The sequence below is a fragment of the Streptomyces sp. CA-142005 genome (genome assembly GCF_050942335.1).
GTDB lineage: Bacteria > Actinomycetota > Actinomycetes > Streptomycetales > Streptomycetaceae > Streptomyces.
Window position 1 is genome coordinate 3,433,396 of record NZ_CP192078.1, and the last position, 17,470, is coordinate 3,450,865.

17 protein-coding genes and 1 pseudogene are annotated in these 17,470 nt (G+C 72.3%); 10 read left to right on the forward strand and 8 right to left on the reverse strand.

The window, feature by feature from the left end:
• Nucleotides 1–684 (reverse strand): zinc ribbon domain-containing protein, encoded by a 684-nt coding sequence (locus ACQPXS_RS16220; protein WP_365325669.1) that lies wholly within the window; start codon nucleotides 682–684, stop codon nucleotides 1–3.
• Between ACQPXS_RS16220 and ACQPXS_RS16225 the strand changes: the two genes are divergently transcribed.
• Nucleotides 643–765 carry a hypothetical protein gene (locus tag ACQPXS_RS16225; RefSeq protein WP_365325319.1) on the forward strand — a complete coding sequence of 41 codons (123 nt, stop codon included), beginning with the start codon at nucleotides 643–645 and terminating at the stop codon, nucleotides 763–765. The two genes, ACQPXS_RS16220 and ACQPXS_RS16225, sit on opposite strands and share 42 nt — an antisense overlap.
• Here the strand turns inward: ACQPXS_RS16225 and ACQPXS_RS16230 are convergent.
• The gene (locus ACQPXS_RS16230) at nucleotides 758–1,606 is read right to left on the reverse strand and encodes a Nif3-like dinuclear metal center hexameric protein (protein WP_365325321.1); all 849 of its coding nucleotides are present in this window, start codon (nucleotides 1,604–1,606) and stop codon (nucleotides 758–760) included. The two genes, ACQPXS_RS16225 and ACQPXS_RS16230, sit on opposite strands and share 8 nt — an antisense overlap.
• Before the next feature lie 188 nt (nucleotides 1,607–1,794).
• On the opposite strand from ACQPXS_RS16230, the gene ACQPXS_RS16235 reads away from it, so the two are divergent.
• Together ACQPXS_RS16235 and ACQPXS_RS16240 are read left to right on the forward strand one after the other, a co-directional pair.
• Nucleotides 1,795–3,165, forward strand: a complete 1,371-nt coding sequence (locus tag ACQPXS_RS16235) for a hypothetical protein (RefSeq protein ID WP_433449983.1) — start codon at nucleotides 1,795–1,797, stop codon at nucleotides 3,163–3,165.
• A gap of 96 nt (nucleotides 3,166–3,261) precedes the next feature.
• The gene (locus tag ACQPXS_RS16240; RefSeq protein ID WP_356303156.1) at nucleotides 3,262–3,420 is read left to right on the forward strand and encodes a hypothetical protein; all 159 of its coding nucleotides are present in this window, start codon (nucleotides 3,262–3,264) and stop codon (nucleotides 3,418–3,420) included.
• A 74-nt stretch (nucleotides 3,421–3,494) separates the two neighbouring features.
• On the opposite strand, the gene ACQPXS_RS16245 is transcribed toward ACQPXS_RS16240, so the two are convergent.
• The 3 genes from ACQPXS_RS16245 to ACQPXS_RS16255 are packed head-to-tail and all read right to left on the reverse strand — an operon-like array spanning nucleotide 3,495 to nucleotide 6,441.
• Nucleotides 3,495–4,448 (reverse strand): 3-oxoacyl-ACP reductase, encoded by a 954-nt coding sequence (locus ACQPXS_RS16245; RefSeq protein WP_433449985.1) that lies wholly within the window; start codon nucleotides 4,446–4,448, stop codon nucleotides 3,495–3,497.
• A 14-nt stretch (nucleotides 4,449–4,462) separates the two neighbouring features.
• Nucleotides 4,463–5,539: a Zn-dependent alcohol dehydrogenase gene (locus ACQPXS_RS16250; RefSeq protein WP_433449986.1), complete on the reverse strand. Its 1,077-nt coding sequence runs from the start codon at nucleotides 5,537–5,539 to the stop codon at nucleotides 4,463–4,465.
• Between the two features lie 26 nt (nucleotides 5,540–5,565).
• Nucleotides 5,566–6,441, reverse strand: a complete 876-nt coding sequence (locus ACQPXS_RS16255; RefSeq protein WP_433449987.1) for a MaoC/PaaZ C-terminal domain-containing protein — start codon at nucleotides 6,439–6,441, stop codon at nucleotides 5,566–5,568.
• Between the two features lie 254 nt (nucleotides 6,442–6,695).
• Between ACQPXS_RS16255 and ACQPXS_RS16260 the strand changes: the two genes are divergently transcribed.
• The 3 genes from ACQPXS_RS16260 to ACQPXS_RS16270 are packed head-to-tail and all read left to right on the forward strand — an operon-like array spanning nucleotide 6,696 to nucleotide 9,699.
• Nucleotides 6,696–7,694, forward strand: coding sequence for an ABC transporter ATP-binding protein (locus tag ACQPXS_RS16260; protein WP_433449988.1), 999 nt, complete (start codon nucleotides 6,696–6,698; stop codon nucleotides 7,692–7,694).
• Nucleotides 7,694–8,410 carry an ABC transporter permease gene (locus tag ACQPXS_RS16265; RefSeq protein ID WP_433449989.1) on the forward strand — a complete coding sequence of 239 codons (717 nt, stop codon included), beginning with the start codon at nucleotides 7,694–7,696 and terminating at the stop codon, nucleotides 8,408–8,410. Before ACQPXS_RS16260 ends, ACQPXS_RS16265 begins: the two co-directional genes overlap by 1 nt.
• 17 nt (nucleotides 8,411–8,427) lie before the next feature.
• Nucleotides 8,428–9,699, forward strand: a complete 1,272-nt coding sequence (locus tag ACQPXS_RS16270) for a sensor histidine kinase (protein ID WP_433449990.1) — start codon at nucleotides 8,428–8,430, stop codon at nucleotides 9,697–9,699.
• On the opposite strand, the gene ACQPXS_RS16275 is transcribed toward ACQPXS_RS16270, so the two are convergent.
• Both ACQPXS_RS16275 and ACQPXS_RS16280 read right to left on the reverse strand, forming a co-directional pair.
• Nucleotides 9,677–11,245, reverse strand: a complete 1,569-nt coding sequence (locus ACQPXS_RS16275; RefSeq protein WP_433449991.1) for an alpha-L-arabinofuranosidase B — start codon at nucleotides 11,243–11,245, stop codon at nucleotides 9,677–9,679. The two genes, ACQPXS_RS16270 and ACQPXS_RS16275, sit on opposite strands and share 23 nt — an antisense overlap.
• A gap of 163 nt (nucleotides 11,246–11,408) precedes the next feature.
• Nucleotides 11,409–12,185: a class I SAM-dependent methyltransferase gene (locus ACQPXS_RS16280; protein WP_433449992.1), complete on the reverse strand. Its 777-nt coding sequence runs from the start codon at nucleotides 12,183–12,185 to the stop codon at nucleotides 11,409–11,411.
• Nucleotides 12,186–12,248: 63 nt separating this feature from the next.
• Between ACQPXS_RS16280 and ACQPXS_RS16285 the strand changes: the two genes are divergently transcribed.
• Nucleotides 12,249–12,890 carry a response regulator gene (locus ACQPXS_RS16285; RefSeq protein ID WP_433449994.1) on the forward strand — a complete coding sequence of 214 codons (642 nt, stop codon included), beginning with the start codon at nucleotides 12,249–12,251 and terminating at the stop codon, nucleotides 12,888–12,890.
• A 63-nt stretch (nucleotides 12,891–12,953) separates the two neighbouring features.
• Here the strand turns inward: ACQPXS_RS16285 and ACQPXS_RS16290 are convergent, their stop codons facing one another.
• Nucleotides 12,954–14,384: an MFS transporter gene (locus ACQPXS_RS16290; RefSeq protein WP_433449995.1), complete on the reverse strand. Its 1,431-nt coding sequence runs from the start codon at nucleotides 14,382–14,384 to the stop codon at nucleotides 12,954–12,956.
• A gap of 208 nt (nucleotides 14,385–14,592) precedes the next feature.
• Between ACQPXS_RS16290 and ACQPXS_RS16295 the strand changes: the two genes are divergently transcribed.
• The 3 genes and pseudogenes from ACQPXS_RS16295 (at nucleotide 14,593) to ACQPXS_RS16305 (ending at nucleotide 17,466) form a co-directional block, all read left to right on the forward strand.
• Nucleotides 14,593–16,335, forward strand: coding sequence for an MFS transporter (locus tag ACQPXS_RS16295; RefSeq protein ID WP_433449996.1), 1,743 nt, complete (start codon nucleotides 14,593–14,595; stop codon nucleotides 16,333–16,335).
• A gap of 118 nt (nucleotides 16,336–16,453) precedes the next feature.
• Nucleotides 16,454–16,660: pseudogene (locus ACQPXS_RS16300) on the forward strand (MFS transporter); the annotation flags it as partial.
• Nucleotides 16,661–16,815: 155 nt separating this feature from the next.
• Nucleotides 16,816–17,466: a class I SAM-dependent methyltransferase gene (locus ACQPXS_RS16305; RefSeq protein WP_433449997.1), complete on the forward strand. Its 651-nt coding sequence runs from the start codon at nucleotides 16,816–16,818 to the stop codon at nucleotides 17,464–17,466.
• Nucleotides 17,467–17,470 lie beyond the last annotated feature (4 nt).

Consider the following 17,470-nt stretch of genomic DNA (forward strand, 5'->3'; position numbering starts at 1 on the left):
TTACAGACCCGACTCGGCGGTACGCACCAGGATGCGGCGGCAGTTCTCGCAGCGCACCACGGTGTCCGGCGCCGCCGAGCGGATCTCGTTCAGCTCGGTGATCGCCAGCTCCTGGCGGCAGCCCTGGCAGGTGCGGGCGTACAGCTTGGCCGCGCCGATGCCGCCCTGCTGCTCGCGCAGCTTGTCGTAGAGCTTCAGCAGGTCGGCGGGCACGGAACCCGCGACGACCTCGCGCTCCTTCGTCACCGTCGCCACCTCGCCGTCGATCTCCTCGAACGCGGCGTCCCGGCGCGCGCTCGCGTCGTCGATCTTCGACTGCACCGAAGCGACCCGCTCGGTCAGCTCGTTCACCCGCTCCTGCGCGGCCTCACGGCGCTCCATGACCTCCAGGACCACGTCCTCCAAGTCGCCCTGGCGCTTGGCGAGGGAGGCGATCTCGTGCTGGAGGTTGGACAGGTCCTTGGGCGAGGTGACCGCGCCGGAGTCCAGGCGCTGCTGGTCGCGGGCGGCGCGCTGGCGCACCTGGTCCACGTCCTGCTCGGCCTTGGTCTGCTCGCGGGCGGTGTCGCTCTCCTCGGTCTGCGCGGCGACGAGCAGGTCCCGCAGCTGGGTGAGGTCCTTGTTCAGCGCGTCGATCTCGGCGTGCTCGGGCAGGGACCTCCGCCGGTGCGCGAGCTGCTGCAGGCGGACGTCGAGGTCCTGGACGTCGAGGAGTCGGATCTGGTCGGCGGGCGCGGCGTTCAGTTGGGGGCTCCTGTTAGTTAGACGTGGTGGTGGACGCCGCGTGGGCGGTCCAGGGGTCGGTGACCGTCTTGGAGACGTGGACGCGCAGGTCCCAGCCGCGGCGGTCGGAGATCTCGTCGAGCTGGCTCGCGGCCAGCTCGCACCAGGGCCACTCGGTGGCCCAGTGCGCCGCGTCGAGCAGCGCGAGGGGGCTGTGGGCGACGGCCGCCGTGAATTCCGCGGCCGGGTGGTGGCGCAGGTCGGCGGTGAGGAAGGCGTCCACCCCGGCGGCGCGCACCTCCTCGAAGAGGCTGTCGCCGGAGCCGCCGCTGACGGCGACCGTGCGGACGACGGCCTCGGGGTCGCCGGCCACCCGGATGCCCTGCGCGGTGGCGGGCAGCCGCGCGGCGGCGCGCTCGGCCAGCTCGCGGACGGTCAGCGGGTGGTCCAGTTCGCAGACGCGGCCGAGGCCGCGGCGGCCCTCCGGATCGGTGGGGTCCGGCACCAGCGGTCGTACGACGCGAAGGTCCAGCGCACCCGCGAGCGCGTCCGAGACACCCGGATCCGCGGTGTCGGCGTTGGTGTGGGCCACGTGCAGCGCGATGTCGTTCTTGATCAGCGTGTGCACGACACGGCCCTTGAAGTGGGTCGCCGCGACCGTGGTCGTCCCCCGCAGGTAGAGCGGGTGGTGGGTGACCAGCAGGTCGGCGCCGAGCTTCACCGCCTCGTCGACGATCTCCTGCACGGGGTCGACGGCGAACAGGACCCGGGTGACCTCCTGGTCGGGTTCGCCCACGACCGTGCCGACCGCGTCCCAGGACTCGGCCCGCTCGGCGGGCCACAGGTTCTCCAGCGCGGTGATGACTTCAGACAGACGGGGCACGTAGGCAAGGCTACCTGGCCGGTCTGCGCGGCCGTACCGCATCCGACCGCTCTGACCCCCGTCAGCACGAAGGTCCCGTTTTCCTCAGGTGAATCGCTTCTGCACCACCCGTATGTGTGAAGCCGGGCTCGGCCGGTCCCCCGCCAGTGCGTGCGAAAACTAGCTTCGTCGCCGGAGGTGACCGAACGATGACGGCCTGTGCGATCGAACCCCCGCCCACGGGCGGGGCCGATGGTGCGCCGGGGACGGCCTTCGCCGTGACGGCGGACGGCGCGTACGCGGCCCGGCTCGCCCCGGCCGGGGACTGCTGGTTCCCGGAGCGCTGGACGCTGGACGGCCCGGAGCCGTACGCGGTGCCGTTGCCCGGCAACCAGCCGGAGGAGCCCGGCACCGAGGTGCAGCCCCTGTCAGACGGCCGGGTGCTGATCCACCGGCTGGTCGAGCACCGGCACGCCTTCTCGCTGCTGTACCCGACCGGGCCCGGCACCGGCGAGCTGCCGCTGGGCGCGGTGGAGTGCCCCGAGCCCGGCACCCGGCTCACCCTGCTGCCGCCTGCCCCGGGAGGCCTGCGGGCGTACGCCCTCGCCGTCGGGCCGCGGTCGAGTGCGGTGTGGCTGGTGGCGGGCGGGGCGTTCGGACCCGAGCAGCTCGCCGAGGTGCCGGGGCGCTGTTCGGGCGGGATCTGGCTGGACCGCGCCGGGCGGATGCTGGCGCTGGACCGGGAGTTCGACGGCGGGCCGGTCAAGACGGTCGTGCTGGACCTGGAGCGCGTGGAGGTCTCGCCGCTGCTGCAGATCGCGGCCGTGAGCGACGACCGGCTGCTGCTCGCCGAGCCCGACAGCGGGCTGCTGCTCATCTCCTCCGACGCGCCCTCGCCGGGGCAGGAACGATTGGGCTGGGGCGTGCTGGGCAGCACCCTGCCGGTGCGTTTCCCCGAGAGCCTCAGGGTGCCGGACTGCGCGCTGACGCCGTTCGCGATCCAGCCCGGGCAGGTGCTGATGCCGGAGAACTGCGCGGTGGCGCTGCGCGTCGACGGGCCGTTCGGCGACAGCTGGGTGGGCGTCTGGCGGCCGGCGGAGCGGCGGATGAGCCATCTCCCGCCACCCCGGGGGTGGCTGACCGGGGCCGGGCTGTGGACACGGGACGGGGTGCTGCGGCTGCCGTACGCGACGGAGGAGACTTCCTGCGGCGTGGCGGAGCTGACGGTGCCCCGGGGGGAGACCGCCGCGGGGAGCAGTACTGCCGCGGCGCGGGGGGATGCGGGCCCGGAGGGTCCGGTCCGGGACGGCACGGCTGCCGGGACGCTCGGGGCGTCACCGGAGCCGACGGCACCGGATCCTCCGGGACCTGCGAGCAGGCGGGCTCCGGTCCCTGCGACGCGGGACGCTGCGGATCCCCCGAGGCGGGGCGTCTGGGAGCGCGTGGGACGGATCGGGGAGCCCGGGGGTACGAACCCCCCGGCATCTCCGGAGCCTGCGGAATCAGGGATTCCGGACCCCTCCGCGACACGTCCGGTGCCGTTGCAGCAGGCACCTCTGGGCCGTCTTGTAACGAACTAGTGCCGGTTGGCGTGTGCGCCTGGAATCGGCCCGTGGTGTGCCGGTTACACTCGCCCGGCTGTACGAAAGATCATGTTGACGGGGTGAATACGTCCGATGAGCGACACGAGCACGAAGGACCAGCTGTCCGCCGACTCTCACGAGGCTGCCGGCCACGGCCGGCACCGGGGTCCGGTCGCGGCCCAGGAGAGCGAGTCGGCTCCGCACGGCCGGCACCGCAAGCCGGCCGAACAGACCGCGGAGGCGGCTGCCTGACGGTGGTGACGAGAAGAGGGGGCGTCCGACGGGCGCCCCCTCTTCTCGTCCGGAAGTCTCCTCGGGCGCTCTCCTCAGCCCCGCTTGAGTCCCAGCACCTCCGCCGCCGCGAAGGTCTCCCCCGGCGGCCGGTCCGCGTAGTGCGGGGTGAGGAGCGCGTCGAGTTCGTCGTACGTGAACGTCTCCTGCTTGCTGTCGAACTTCGCGCGCACCCGCGGCCGTTCGACGATCGCGACCATGCCGCCGTGCACGACGAGCAGCTGGCCGTTGATCCCGGCGGCGGCCGGCGAGGCCAGGTAGCCGACGAGCGGGGCGACATGCTCGGGGGCCAGCGGGTCCAGTCCCTCGTCCGGCTGCTCGAACCCGGCGAAGACGTCCTCGGTCATGCGGGTGCGGGCGCGCGGGCAGATCGCGTTGGCCGTGACGCCGTACTTGGCGAGGGCGAGGGCGGTGGAGGTGGTCAGGCCGACGATTCCGCCCTTCGCGGCCGCGTAGTTGGGCTGTCCGGCGGAGCCGGCGAGGAACGCCTCCGAGGAGGTGTTCACGATCCGCCCGTACACCTTCCCTCCCCCGGCCGCCTTGGACCGCTCCCGCCAGTGCGCGGCGGCGAAGTGGGTGGTGTTGAAGTGGCCCTTGAGGTGGACGCGGATCACCGAGTCCCACTCGTCCTCGGTCATGGAGAAGACCATGCGGTCGCGCAGGATGCCCGCGTTGTTGACGAGGATGTCGAGCCCGCCGAACTCGTCGATCGCCAACTGCATCAGCCGGCGGGCCTGTTGGAAGTCGGCGACGTCCCCGGTGTGGGCGACCGCCCGGCCTCCGTGCGCGCGGATCTCGGCGGCGACCTGTTCGGCCGGTCCCGCCGAGGCCTCCCCCGACCCGTCCCGGCCCGGCTGCCCGTAGTCGTTGACGACGACGGCCGCGCCGAGCCGGGCGAGTTCCAGGGCCTCGGCCCGGCCGAGCCCGCGTCCGGCGCCGGTGACGACGGCGGACAGCCCCTGCAGCGGTCCCTCGGATGGCAGTGCCATGCCGGTCCCCGTCCTCAGATCTCGATGCACGTACGCAGGGCGGTCCCGGTACGCATCTGATCCAGCGCCTCGTTGATCCCGGCCAGGTGGACCCGGTGGGTGATCAGGCCCGCGAGGTCGACGCGGCCGGCCCGCCACAGGGCGATCGTGCGCTCGTAGGAGCGCAGCACGTCGCCGCCGCCGTACATGGACGGCAGGATGCGCTTCTCGTCGAAGAACAGCTCGAACATGTTCAGCTGCAGGAAGTCGTCCATGGCGCCGGCGCCGACCACGACGAGGGTGCCGCCGCGCCGGGTGTTCTCGTAGGCGGTGCGGGCGGTGGCCGACCTGCCGACGACCTCGAAGACGTAGTCGAAGCCCTCGCCGCCGGTGACCTGTTGCTTGGCGTCGGGCAGCTCCTCCGGCGAGACCGCCTTGGTGGCGCCGAACCTCAGAGCGGACTCGCGCCGGGAGGCGACCGGGTCCACGGCGACGATCTCGGCGGCGCCCTTCAGCCGCGCCCCCTGCACCGCGGAGATGCCGACGCCTCCGCACCCGATGACGGCGACCGACGAACCGGCCTCCACGTCGGCGGTGTTGAGGGCGGCACCGAGTCCGGTGGTGACGCCGCAGCCGATGAGCGCGGCGATGTCGAAGGGCACGTCGTCCGGGATCGGAACGGCACACCCGGCGTCGACCACGACCTCCTCGGCGAAGGTGCCGGTGCCGGCGAAGCCGAAGACGTCACCGCCGGAACGCCTGAAGTTGGGGGTGCCCGCGTTCATGAACCCGGCCAGGCACAGCTCGGTCTGCCCGCGCCGGCAGGCCGGGCAGGCGCCGCAGGCGGGCAGCCAGCAGATGACGACCCGATCGCCGGCCTTCAGGTGCCGTACGCCCTCCCCGACTTCGAGGATCTCGCCGGCACCCTCGTGGCCCGGCACGAAGGGGGCCGGCTGCGGCAGCACCCCGTTCATCGCGGACAGGTCCGAGTGGCACAGCCCGGTCGCCCGCACCCGGACCCTGACCTTGCCGGGGCCGAAGCCCACCGCCTCGACGTCGTCGAGGACCTCCAGCTTTTCCTGGCCGATCTCGTGCAGTACGGCTGCGCGCATGGTGCGGCTCCCCTCGATGACTGGTTTCAGGAGTGCTCTACGACGGTGTCCGCGAGGACCGGCGCGTCGCCCCGCTCGACCGAGCTCACCTCCACCCGGACGCTCCCCTCCCGCCGCCACATGCGGATGCGCAGGGTCTCCCCCGGGTACACGACGCCCGCGAACCGGGTGGTGTACGACCGCACCCGGCTCACGTCCCCGCCGAGCAGCGTGTCCACGACGGCCTTGAGGGTGATGCCGTAGGTGCACAGCCCGTGCAGGATCGGCCTGTCGAACCCGGCGCGCTTGGCGAACTCGGGGTCGGCGTGCAGCGGGTTCCAGTCGCCGGAGAGGCGGTAGAGGAGGGCCTGGTCGGCGCGGATCAGGCGCTCGACGGTCCGGTCGGGTTCGCCGGCGGGGGGTTCGAGCCGGGTGGAGGGGCCCCGGTCGCCGCCCCACCCGCCCTCCCCGCGTACGAAGATCTGGGCGTCGTTGGTCCACAGCGGGCCGTCGGCGTCGGCGACCTCGGTGCGCAGGACCAGGATGGCGGCCTTGCCTTTGTCGTAGACGGCGGCGAGCCGGTGGGTCGCGGTCGCCGTGCCCTCGGCCGGGATCGGGCGGTGGATCTCCAGCGTCTGTCCGCCGTGCAGGACCTTGGCGAGCTCGACCTCCACGCCGGGCATGGACAGCCCGCTGATGACGCCGGGTGCGCCGGAGCCCGCGACGGTGGCGAAGCTCGGCAGGACGTGCAGCCGGGACTCCAGGGTGTAGCGCAGCTCGTCGGGGTCGGTGGCGGGGTCGTCCTTGTCGGGGCGGGCTCCCGCGCCGATGCCGAGGTGGTAGAGCTGGACGTCCTTGGTGGTCCAGGAGATCTCGCCGGTCCGGGGTTCGGCCGCGAGGGCTCGGCTTGCGTCGATGGGCATACGGCTCCTGACACTGGCGGTTCAAGACCCCGGTGCGGACGTCCGCACCGTCGGCCGCACCGAGGTCGCTACGGGCCGTCCTAGAACGCGTTCCAGTCCGGCGCCCTCTGTATAGCCCAGCGCTCCACACTTGTGAAGGCTCCTGACGCTGCGTCAGCACGCTTGCCGGCAGCCCCGGACAGTGACATTTGTACTGCGCGAGTCCGTACATGCGCATCTGCCGGGAGCGCGGCCGCGCTTCTAGCGTCGTAGGCATGACACAGACGGAGAACACCGCCGTGTCCTTCAGGGGGGCGGTCAAGACGTACGGCGCGGTGCGCGCCGTGGACGGGGTGGACCTGGAGATCGGGCCCGGACAGACCGTGGCCCTGCTGGGCCGCAACGGGGCCGGCAAGTCGACCACGATCGGGCTGCTGCTCGGGCTGTACGAGCCCGACGCCGGTGCGGTGGAACTGTTCGGCACGGCGCCCGAGCGCTCGGTGCGCGCGGGGCGGGTGGGCGCGATGCTCCAGGACACCCGGCCGGTGCCCCGGGTCACCGTGGGCGAGCTGGTCACCTTCCTGGCCTCCCTCCCCCGCTCTCGGCTTCGCTCGAGCGGGGGGATCCCCATACCCGCGCCGATGCCGGTGGCGCGGGCGCTGGAGCTGGCCGGCATCGCCGACCTGGCCGGGCGCCGGGTGGACCGGCTGTCCGGCGGGCAGGTCCAGCGGGTGCGGCTCGCCCTCGCGCTCGCCGGCGACCCGGCACTGCTGGTCCTGGACGAGCCGACGGCGGCACTGGACGTGGAGGCACGGCACGCCTTCTGGGACTCCATGCGGACCTACGCCCGCCGTGGCCACACCGTCCTGTTCTCCACCCACTACCTCCAGGAGGCGGACGCGCACGCCGACCGGATCGTGGTCATCGACCGGGGCCGGATCGTCGCCGACGGCACGAGCGAGGAGCTACGGCGCGCGGCGGGCGGCAACCTGGTGTGCGTGGACCTGGCGGGCCGGGATGCGGAGTCCTTCGGCCTGCTGCCCGGGGTCCGCTCGGTGGAGGTGCAGGGCGACCGGGTCCGGCTGCGCACCGAGGACTCCGACGCGACGGTGGTGGCGCTGGCCGGGCTGGGGGCGATCAGGAACCTGGAGGTGTCTCCGGCTTCACTGGACGACGCGTTCTTGGCCCTGACGGCCGGCGGACGCGCCCCGAGCGGACGCGCGGAACTGCGCGAGCAACCCATGACGGCCCGCACCCGAACGGAAACCTTCTGATGCTCGCCTACGTGAGGCTCGAGATCCGCCGCACCCTGCGAGACACCGGCTTCGTCATCGGCGGCATAGCCATGCCGGTGATGATGTATCTCCTGTTCACCAACCTCGGCGAGAACGACGGGGCTTGGAAGACCACGGCCATGGTCGGCATGGCGGCCTACGGCGCCGTCGGCTCCGGCCTGAACACCGGAGGCGCCGTCGCCGAGGACCGCGCGACCGGCTGGCTGCGCCAGCTGCGCGTGACCCCCATGACCCCACGCGAGGTGGTGATCGGCCGGACCCTGACCGGCGTGGTGACCGTGCTGCCCTCGATCGTCGCGGTACTCGCGGCGGGCGGACTGGTCAACGGCGTACGGCTGGCGGCCGGCCACTGGGTGGCGATCGCGCTGCTGCTGTGGCTCGGCTCGATCCCGTTCACCCTGCTCGGCCTCGGCAACGGCTACCGGCTGACCGGGCCGAGCACCGGGGTGGTCAACATGGTCTGCAATCTGGGGCTCGCGGTGATCGGCGGCCTGTGGTTCCCGATCAGCCTGTTCCCCGGCTGGCTGCAGACCCTGTCGGCGTACACCCCCACCCGTCGGTTCGCCCAGCTGGGCACCGCCGTATCGGAGGGGCACGCGCCGGGGGTCGGTGCCATCATCGTGCTGACGGCCTGGCTCGCTCTGTTCGGTTCGTACGCTGTGCTGTCGTACCGCCATCGGGCGGGGACCATCTGACCGGGGGAACATCGGACATGACGTGGGCATGGGGAGTTCGGTGCCAGCTACGGGCCCTTCGGGCCGAGCGGCACCAGTGGCGGGCCGAGCACGAACGATTCAAGGCCGCGCAGCGGGCCGCCCGGAAGGAGGGCAAGGAGCCGGACGTCGACCATCCGGGCCCGCCGCCCACCGGTTTCGCCCTGCTGCCCTGGCTGCTGATGGGGATGGGGTCCTTCTCCAATCTCCTGCAGGGCAGGACCCCGAACCCGTGGATCGGCAGCCTGGGCCTGCTGACCTTCAACAGCCTCTACATCTACGTCACCTTCCGCTCCTTCGACCGGCAGAAGCGCGAGGCGGTCTCCACCCGGGTGGCGCTGCTCGTCATGGGCCTCGTGACCACGGGCCTGGCGCTCGGCTACGGCGGCAACTGGCTGCTGTTCTTCCCGCTGCTGGGGCTGGCGACGGGTGCGGCGCTGCGCGGTCCGTGGCTCGGCCGTACGGGCGTGCTGCTGGCCGCGTACGCGGGTGCGATCTCCGCTGTCCGCGACGGCTCGGAAGCGGTGAACATCGCCTACGGCACCTTCCTCTCCAGTATGGTGACCGCCGCGATCCTCAGCCTGTCCGAGGCGGTGCGGGAACTGCGCGCCGCCCGCGAGGAGCTGGCCCGGCGCGCGGTGGAGAAGGAGCGGCTGCGGTTCTCGCGGGACCTGCACGATCTGCTCGGGCACACCCTGTCGGTGATCGTGGTGAAGTCGGAGGCGGCCCGGCGGCTGGCCCCGCGCGACATGGACGCGGCGCTGGGCCAGATCACGGACATCGAGTCGGTGGGCCGGCAGGCGCTCACCGAGATCCGCGAGGCGGTGACCGGCTACCGGGAGGGGAGCCTGGCCACCGAGCTGACCCGGGCCCGCTCGGCGCTGTCGGCGGCGAGTGTGGAGCCGGTGGTGCGGCAGTCGGGGGCCCCGCTGGAACCGCAGACGGAGGCGCTGCTGAGCTGGGTGGTGCGCGAGGCGGTGACGAACGTGGTCCGGCACAGCGACGCGGGCCGCTGCGAGATCACCGTCGACAGCGGTGCCGAGCGGGTCCGGCTCATCGTCACCGACAACGGCAGTGGCAGGGCCGTCAGCCGGCCCCAGCAGGGCATCGGCGGCACCGGACTGAAGGGGCTCACCGAGCGCCTCGCGGCGGCGGGCGGCTCGCTCACGGCCGGCCCGTCGCCGCGCGGCGGTTTCACGGTGACCGCCGAACTCCCGGTGGAGTCGGCCCGGTTCGCCGAGGCGGTGGCTACGGCGCCCAGGGCGCGCTGACCGCCCAGGTGACGTCGTCGGTCCAGGACGTGCTGCTGTCGAAGGCGTTGGACCCGCCGTCGCTCGCTATGTACAGGTTGTAGTCGTAGTGGCGCAGGTATCTCGTCGGGTAGTTGTACGAGGCGAACGAGGTGCCGGTGCCGCTCTTGCCGGTCTGCGGACAGAACGTGGCGTCGGCCCGGAACTGGGCGGTGCCGTCCATGGGCTGCCGGTAGAGCTTGTAGTTGTAGTGGCGCAGGTAGTCGCCGGGGTAGTTGCGTGACTCGAAGGAGACGCAGGAGCTGTCGGCGAGTCCCCTGCGGACGATCCAGGTGGCGTCGTTCTTGTCCAGGCCGGAACTGCCGGAGGTGATGGCGGAGATGACGCCGGCGTTGTTCTGGTGGCGGACGTAGTCGGCGGTGCAGCAGGTGGTGGTGGCGCGCAGCGAGATCTCCGAGCCGGAGCTCAGCGTGCCGGTGCTGCCGGTCGCGCCGCCGTAGCCGACGGAGACGATGTTCGTCTGGACGGCGTCGTCGGCGGCGTCCGTCGAGATGCCGGAGGTCATGACGCCCTCGAAGAACGAGCCGATGGAGCCGTTGCTGTTGTCGCCGCCGGTGCCGAGGACGATCGCGCCTTCCTGGTGCATCGGCGAGTAGCCGCTCGTGGTCGGCTCACCTCCGGAATAGGTGGTCGTGAGCCCACCGGATTGCGCATTCCCCCATTTGAGCGCGAAATGGTTCTGGCCGTTGTTCTTGAGCAGCGCGGTCACGAACGGCAGGGGGCCCGTTCCGGTGTTGGCGGAGTTCTTGCTGTATCCGGCGTCGGACTGGAACAGCCCGTTCTCCAGGTCGGCCTGCACCCAGGGGCCCTGCCCGTAACAGGGGGAGAACCAGCACTCGGTGCCGAAGTTGATGGCGTCCATGTGGCCGTTGCCGGTGTCCTTGTTGTTGGTCTCGGCGTTGCCGTAGTCGAAGCAGCAGCGGCCGTTGACGTGGGTGCCGGAGGTCACCATGTACATCCCCTCGGCGGCGCCGTTGGTGGCCACACCGGAGGTGGAGTTGTCCCGGTAGCCCATGCCGGCGGAGATCTCCAGGCCGTAGACCTGGTGGCCGCCGACGGTCACCGGCAGGGCGTCGGCGGGCGCCCCGACATCGGCCTTCCCGGCCCCGCCCGCGCCCTCGATCGTGAGGTCGTTGTGGCGGGAGGACTGGTCGTAGATCTTGGTGATGATGCAGGTCGTACCGGAACAGAAGGAGTCCTGGGCGGCCGCGTTGGCGTATCCGCCGGCGGTCAGCAGCCCGATGTCCTTCGTGGCGCCGTCCGAGGCCCGCTGCACCTGGTAGAGCGAGCCGTTGTACGACGAGTACAGCGCCCGGACCAGGCTGTGCGCGGCGACGCAGGGGGTGCCCGCGGCGGCGTAGACGTCACAGGGCAGTGAACTCGCGGCGGCGGCCTGGGGCGCGCCGACGCCGAGGAGCAGCGCGGCGAGGGTCGCGCAGACGGCGAGCACGGACAGGGCGGCGCTTCTGGGCCACCGGAGGCGGATGTGGGGGGATCTCACGGGCACGGTACACCTCGGATTCTCTCGTTCGGCATATCGGACGCTGTTCGATCGAAATACCGAACCTATTCGACGGTGGAAATTGCTCGGATTCCTGGAAATGCAGAGGCGATTGTTTGAGTACCGCCGAAGACCGTCAACCCCCGCCGCACCGGCCGATGCCAAGTCTTTAATCGGGGGCGGCTGCCCGCGCCACGAGCAACGGCTGGAAGAAACCCGTCTCTTCGGGCATCAGCCAGGCGATGTCCGTGAATCCCGCACCGGCGGCGAACCCGGCGAGCCGCTCCCGCCCGAGCGCCCAGTAGGTGGCCCGGCGCACCCGGACCCCCCCCCACTGCACCTCGCCCGGACGCAACTGGAAGTGCTCCAGGTCGTAGTGCTCGCCGTCCGCGTGCCACTGCCAGAGCTGGAAGCTGACGGTCCGCCCGGTGCCGTCGGCGCACTCGTGCACCTGCGGGGGCGTCGAGACCGGACGCTCGCGCAGCAGCTCGTCATAGGGCCGGGTACTGACGAGCAGCCGCCCGCCGGGCCGCAGCACCCGCCGCATCTCCCCCAGCGCGGCACGCACGTCCGGCTCCGTCAGGAGATGGGGCAGCGAGTTGTCGGCACAGACCACGGCGTCGAACCGGCCTCCGGGGAAAGGCAGTCGCCGCATGTCGGCACCGGCGGTGGGCAGAGCCACCCCGCACCGGGCGGCCTCCCGGCGCGCACGCGCGGCGGCCCGCACGCTCAGGTCGGTCCCGACCATCCGGTGACCCCGCAGGGCCAGCCCGATGGCCTGTGTCCCGATGCCGCAGGAACAGTCCAGCACGGCCGCACCCGCCCGGCCGACCAGGGCGTCCAGCGCGGCACCCTGCCTGCGGAGGCTCGTCTCCCAGTCCGGGTAGATCAGGTGGTAGTCGTCGGCCAGCTCGTCGTAGAAGCGCGCGGTCGAGAACTCGGGCACGCAAGCGAGGCCAGCGTGCCGGGAGCCGCGGTGGGCCGGAGTTCCCGGCCGTAACCTGAGCCCATGAACGAGATGCCCCGGGAGCACCGGACCGCCAAGTCCATTCGGGTGCTGCTCGCCGAGGACCAGGGCATGATGCGGGGGGCGCTCGCGCTGCTGCTCGGCATGGAGGAGGACATCGAGGTGGTGTCCCAGCTGGGCTCGGGCGACGCCATCGTGGACGCCGTGCTCACCCACCGGCCGGACGTGGCCCTGCTGGACATCGAGCTGCCGGGCATCAGCGGGCTGGACGCGGCGGCCGAGCTGCGCGAGCAGGCGCCCGGCTGCCGGGTGCTGATCCTCACCACCTTCGGCCGGCCCGGCTATCTGCGCCGGGCCATGGAGGCCGGGGCGGCCGGGTTCCTCGTCAAGGACGGGCCCGTGGAGGAACTGGCCGCGGCCATCCGGCGCGTGCTCACCGGGGAGACCGTCGTCGACCCCGCGCTCGCCGCCGCCGCGCTCAGCGCCGGGCCCAGTCCGCTGACGGCCCGCGAGTGCGATGTGCTGAAGGCCTCGGTCGACGGGGCGACCGTCGCCGACATCGCCGGCAAACTGCACCTGTCCGAGTCCACCGTCCGCAACTACCTCTCCTCCGCGATCGGCAAGACGGGCACCCGCAACCGGGCGGAGGCGGTACGGGAGGCCCGGCAGCAGGGCTGGCTGTGATCGGGGCTCTGCCGGGCGTGGACCCGCTCCAGAAGGAGTCCATGGGCGGCCCGGACCGTTGCCTCACGTCGAGGAGGTCCTCCGCGGCAGCCACAGCAGCATCAGCACCGCCCCGCCCACCAGCACCGCCGTACTGGCCCGGAAGGCCAGCGCATAGCCGTCGGTCAGCGCCTCGGGGCCGTGTCCGCCGTCCGTGCCGGCCGCGGCGACGGTCGACATCACGGCCAGCCCGAGCGAACCGCCCATCGTGCGCGAGGTGTTGATCAACCCCGACACCACACCGGCCTCGCCCGGAGCCGCCCCGGACGTGGCCAGGGAGGCGAGCGGGGTCGCCGCGAGACCCGCGCCGAGCATCATCAGGATCCCCGGGACCATGATCGCGGTGAGGTACGCCTCGTGCGCGCTCATCGTCGACTGCCAGCCGAAGCCGGCCGCGGCCACCAGGGTGCCCAGCACCGCCACGGTCCGCGGGCCCGCGAGCCGCATCAGGCGCGGCGCCAGCTTGGAGCCGACGACCACGGACAGCGAGCTGGGCACCAGGGCGACTCCGGCCTCCAACGGTGTGTAGCCGAGGACGTTCTGGGCGTAGAGGGTCATGAAGTACCACATGCAGAACATGGCCGAGCCGGAGAAGAACATCGCCGCGTTCGCCGCGGCGACCGAGCGCAGCCGGAGCAGGCCGAGCGGCATCAGCGGGGCCGCCGTACGCGCCTCGACCAGCAGGAAGAGGACGATGAGCGCCAACCCGGCGAGCAGCGGCAGCAGCGTGGCGGCGGCGGTCCAGCCCTCGGCCTCCGTCTGCGAGATGCCGTAGGCGAGGGTCGCGAGGCCCGCCGTGACCAGCAGCGCGCCCGGCAGGTCCAGGCGCCGCCCGTCACCGGCCCGGCTCTCGGTGAGCCAGAGCACCGAGCCGGCCAGCACCAGCGCGCCCACCGGCACGTTGATCAGCAGCACCCAGCGCCAGGAGAGCACGTCCACGAGCACCCCGCCGACCAGTCCGCCCGCGGCCCCGCCGCCGGCGCCGACCGCGGTCCAGGTGGCGATCGCGCGCGCCCGCGCCGCCCCCTCCGGCACGGCGGACGTCAGCAGGGTCAGCGTCGAGGGAGCCAGCACCGCCGCGCCCAGTCCCTGCACCGCCCGCGCCAGCAGCAGCTGCCAGCCCTCCTGGGCGAGGCCGCCGCCCAGCGAAGCCAGCGTGAACAGGCCGAGGCCGACGAGGAACATCCGCTTGCGCCCGTACAGGTCGCCGGCCCGGCCGCCGAGCAGCATGAAGCCGGCGAAGGCGATGGCGTACGCGTTCACGACCCACTGCAGGCCGGACGCGGTCAGGCCGAGACCGGAGCGCATCGACGGCAGGGCGACGTTCACCACCGACACGTCGAGGACGACCAGGAACTGCCCGGCACAGGCGAGCGCCACCACCAGCCAGGTCGGCGGGGCCGTGCGGCGGGATATGACGGGCGTGGTGTCGGCGGCTTCCAGCATGGGTGTCATGCTCTCAACCCGGTTACGGTCCTTGCATCAGGATTTCGGACCACGGGTGCCTAGGCCGTGCGTCCTACGCCCCTCGCGGCATCGCCCTGACACGCGATCAGAAACCCATGAGCTGGTCAAGGATTCGTTAGAGGCCCGAAGCAACGGAATAGTTGCCTGTGCATACGAGGTTTACCCAGCACTTATCACTACGGGGAGGCCTCGCTCCATGACTCACACGACGACCGACCAGCCGGCCCGGAGGGCGGGCGGTGCCGTGGTCCCGGTGCTCGCCTTCGCGGGCATCGTCGTCGCGGTGATGCAGACCCTGCTGGTGCCGGTCATCAAGGACCTGCCGCAGCTGCTGGACACCGCTCCCTCCAACGCCACCTGGGTCCTCACCTCGACCCTCCTGTCCGGCGCCGTGGCCACCCCGATCATGGGCCGGCTCGGCGACCTCTACGGCAAGCGGCGGATGCTGATCCTCAGCCTCGCCGTGATGGTGGTCGGCGCCCTGGTCAGCGCGCTCACCAGCCAGCTGCTCACCATGATCGTCGGCCGTACGCTGCAGGGCTTCGCCATGGGCGCGATCCCGCTCGGCATCGGCCTGATGCGGGACATGCTGCCGCGCGAGCGGCTCGGCTCGGCCATGGCCCTGATGAGCTCCTCGATCGGCGTCGGCGGCGGCCTCGCACTGCCCGCCGCCGCCCTGGTCGCGCAGCACACGAACTGGCACGCCCTGTTCTACGGCGCCGCCGGCCTCGGCGCGCTGTCCATCGTCCTGACCCTGCTGGTCGTGCCCGAGGCCCCGATGCGGGCGGAGGGCTCCTTCGACCTGCTGGGCGCGCTCGGCCTGTCCACCGGCCTGGTGCTGCTCCTGCTGCCCATCACCAAGGGCAGCGACTGGGGCTGGTCGTCGGGCACGACGCTCGGTCTGTTCGCCGCGGCGGTCGTGGTCCTCGTCCTGTGGGGCCTGTTCGAGCTGCGGGTCAAGGCGCCCCTGGTCGACCTGCGCACCACCGCGCGCCCGGCCGTCCTCTTCACCAACCTCGCGTCGATCATGGTCGGCGTCGCGTTCTACGTCGTCTCCCTGGTCCTGCCCCAGCTGCTCCAGCTGCCCAAGGCCACCGGATACGGCCTCGGCCAGTCCATGGTCGTCGCGGGCCTGTGCGTGGCCCCGCTGGGCCTGACGATGATGTTCACCGCTCCGGTGTACGCCCGGCTGTCCGCGAAGTACGGCCCGAAGACCACCCTCATCATGGGCCTGCTGATCATCGCGCTCGGCTACGGCGGCGGCCTCGGCCTGATGGACGCGGCCTGGCAGACGATCGTCACGTCCGTGGTCCTCGGCGCGGGCATCGGTCTCGCCTACTCCTCGCTGCCCGCGCTGATCGTCGGCGCGGTCCCGGCCTCGGAGACCGGCGCGGCGAACGGCCTCAACACCCTGATGCGGTCCATCGGCACCTCGGTGTCGAGTGCCGTCATCGGCATGGTGCTCGCCAACACGGCGCAGAACGTGGGCGGCGTCGCGATCCCGACCATGCACGGCTTCCGGGTGTCCTTCCTGATCGCCACCGCCGCGGTGGCGGCGGGTCTGCTGATGGCCCTGTTCCTGCCGAAGGCCTCCCGGCCGCAGCAGCACACGCAGCTGCGGGCCAGCAGCGAGGAGGACGCCGTGCTGGAGCGGGCCGAGGAAGTGCTGCGGGGCTTCCGGGGGCGGGTCCTGGGTGCCGACGGTGCTCCGGTAGCTCGCGCCAAGGTCACGCTGATCGACCGACGGGGGCGGCAGGCCGGGGCGACCGTCTCCGACGAGGACGGCGGCTATGTGCTCGCCGTGCCGGCCCAGGGCGCGTACGTGCTCGCCGCGAAGGCCTCCGGCCATGGACCGCACGCCTCCGCCGCCACGCATTCCGGTGAGGAGCGGGCCGTCGAGCTGGATCTTTCACTGCCCGGGGAGACTGTGAGCGCCTAGAGCCCAGGGCGCCTGCCGGCTTGCGGCCGACCCGCCGTCGTGGCCCTTCCCGCCCACGCGGCGGAGCCGCACATGGATGCAGCCCCACGCCCCTTTGGGACGCCTGCCGCACCCCCCCGTCATCGACCGGCGGGGGCGGCAGGCCGGGGCGACCGTCTCCGACGAGGACGGCGGCTATGTGCTCGCCGTGCCGGCCCAGGGCGCGTACGTGCTCGCCGCGAAGGCCTCCGGCCATGGACCGCACGCCTCCGCCGCCACGCACTCCGGTGAGCAGCGGGCCGTCGAGCTGGATCTTTCACTGCCCGGGGAGACTGTGAGCGCCTAGAGCCCGGGGGGTCTGCCGGCTTGCGGCCGACCCGCCGTCGTGGCCCTCCCGCCCACGCGGCGGAGCCGCAGGCGCCTGCCGCACCCCCGTCGAAGAAGTGGCCGGGGGTGCGGCAGCATGGGTCCCTGAACAGTCGTGCGACCGAGAGGCCCCCTATGACCGCCGCCCCCAAGCCCGAGATCGTGGCCGCTTTCGAGGCGGCCAAGGGGTTCATGCCCACGGACGAGGGGCTGGCGTTGTACGCGGCCGCCGTGGAGGCGGGGCGGCTGGGGCTGCCGTTGCTGGAGGTCGGGACGTACTGCGGGCGGTCCACCGTGCTGCTCGCCGACGCGGCCCGTGCGGCCGGGGTCACGGTGCTGACCGTGGACCACCACCGGGGCAGTGAGGAGCAGCAGCCCGGGTGGGACTACCACGACCCCGAGACCGTCGACCCCGAGGTCGGGCTGATGGACACCCTGCCGGCCTTCCGGCGGACGCTGTTCAAGGCGGGCCTTGAGGAGCACGTGGTCGCCCTCGTGGGGCGCTCGCCGCAGATCGCCGCCATCTGGAACTCCCCGCTCGGTCTCGTCTTCGTCGACGGCGGGCACACCGACGAGCACGCGGGCGCCGACTACGAGGGCTGGGCGCCCCATGTGGCCGAGGGCGGACTGCTCGTCATCCACGACGTCTTCCCGGAGCCCGAGGACGAGTTCACCGGGCAGGCTCCGTACCGCGTCTACCTGCGGGCACTTGAGTCCGGGGCGTTCACGGAGGTCTCGGTGACCGGTTCCCTGCGTGTCCTGCGGCGAACGGGGACGGGGATCTGAGTCC

Bases quoted from the DNA above. Each gene is read 5' to 3' on its own strand.
- ACQPXS_RS16265 (WP_433449989.1), top strand. From the start codon at position 7,694: ATGCTCGCCTACGTGAGGCTCGAGATCCGCCGCACCCTGCGAGACACC.
- ACQPXS_RS16270 (WP_433449990.1), top strand. From the start codon at position 8,428: ATGACGTGGGCATGGGGAGTTCGGTGCCAGCTACGGGCCCTTCGGGCC.
- ACQPXS_RS16240 (WP_356303156.1), top strand. From the start codon at position 3,262: ATGAGCGACACGAGCACGAAGGACCAGCTGTCCGCCGACTCTCACGAG.
- ACQPXS_RS16285 (WP_433449994.1), top strand. From the start codon at position 12,249: ATGAACGAGATGCCCCGGGAGCACCGGACCGCCAAGTCCATTCGGGTG.
- ACQPXS_RS16235 (WP_433449983.1), top strand. From the start codon at position 1,795: ATGACGGCCTGTGCGATCGAACCCCCGCCCACGGGCGGGGCCGATGGT.
- ACQPXS_RS16295 (WP_433449996.1), top strand. From the start codon at position 14,593: ATGACTCACACGACGACCGACCAGCCGGCCCGGAGGGCGGGCGGTGCC.
- ACQPXS_RS16245 (WP_433449985.1), bottom strand. From the start codon at position 4,448: ATGGCACTGCCATCCGAGGGACCGCTGCAGGGGCTGTCCGCCGTCGTC.
- ACQPXS_RS16255 (WP_433449987.1), bottom strand. From the start codon at position 6,441: ATGCCCATCGACGCAAGCCGAGCCCTCGCGGCCGAACCCCGGACCGGC.
- ACQPXS_RS16290 (WP_433449995.1), bottom strand. From the start codon at position 14,384: ATGACACCCATGCTGGAAGCCGCCGACACCACGCCCGTCATATCCCGC.
- ACQPXS_RS16305 (WP_433449997.1), top strand. From the start codon at position 16,816: ATGACCGCCGCCCCCAAGCCCGAGATCGTGGCCGCTTTCGAGGCGGCC.
- ACQPXS_RS16250 (WP_433449986.1), bottom strand. From the start codon at position 5,539: ATGCGCGCAGCCGTACTGCACGAGATCGGCCAGGAAAAGCTGGAGGTC.
- ACQPXS_RS16260 (WP_433449988.1), top strand. From the start codon at position 6,696: ATGACACAGACGGAGAACACCGCCGTGTCCTTCAGGGGGGCGGTCAAG.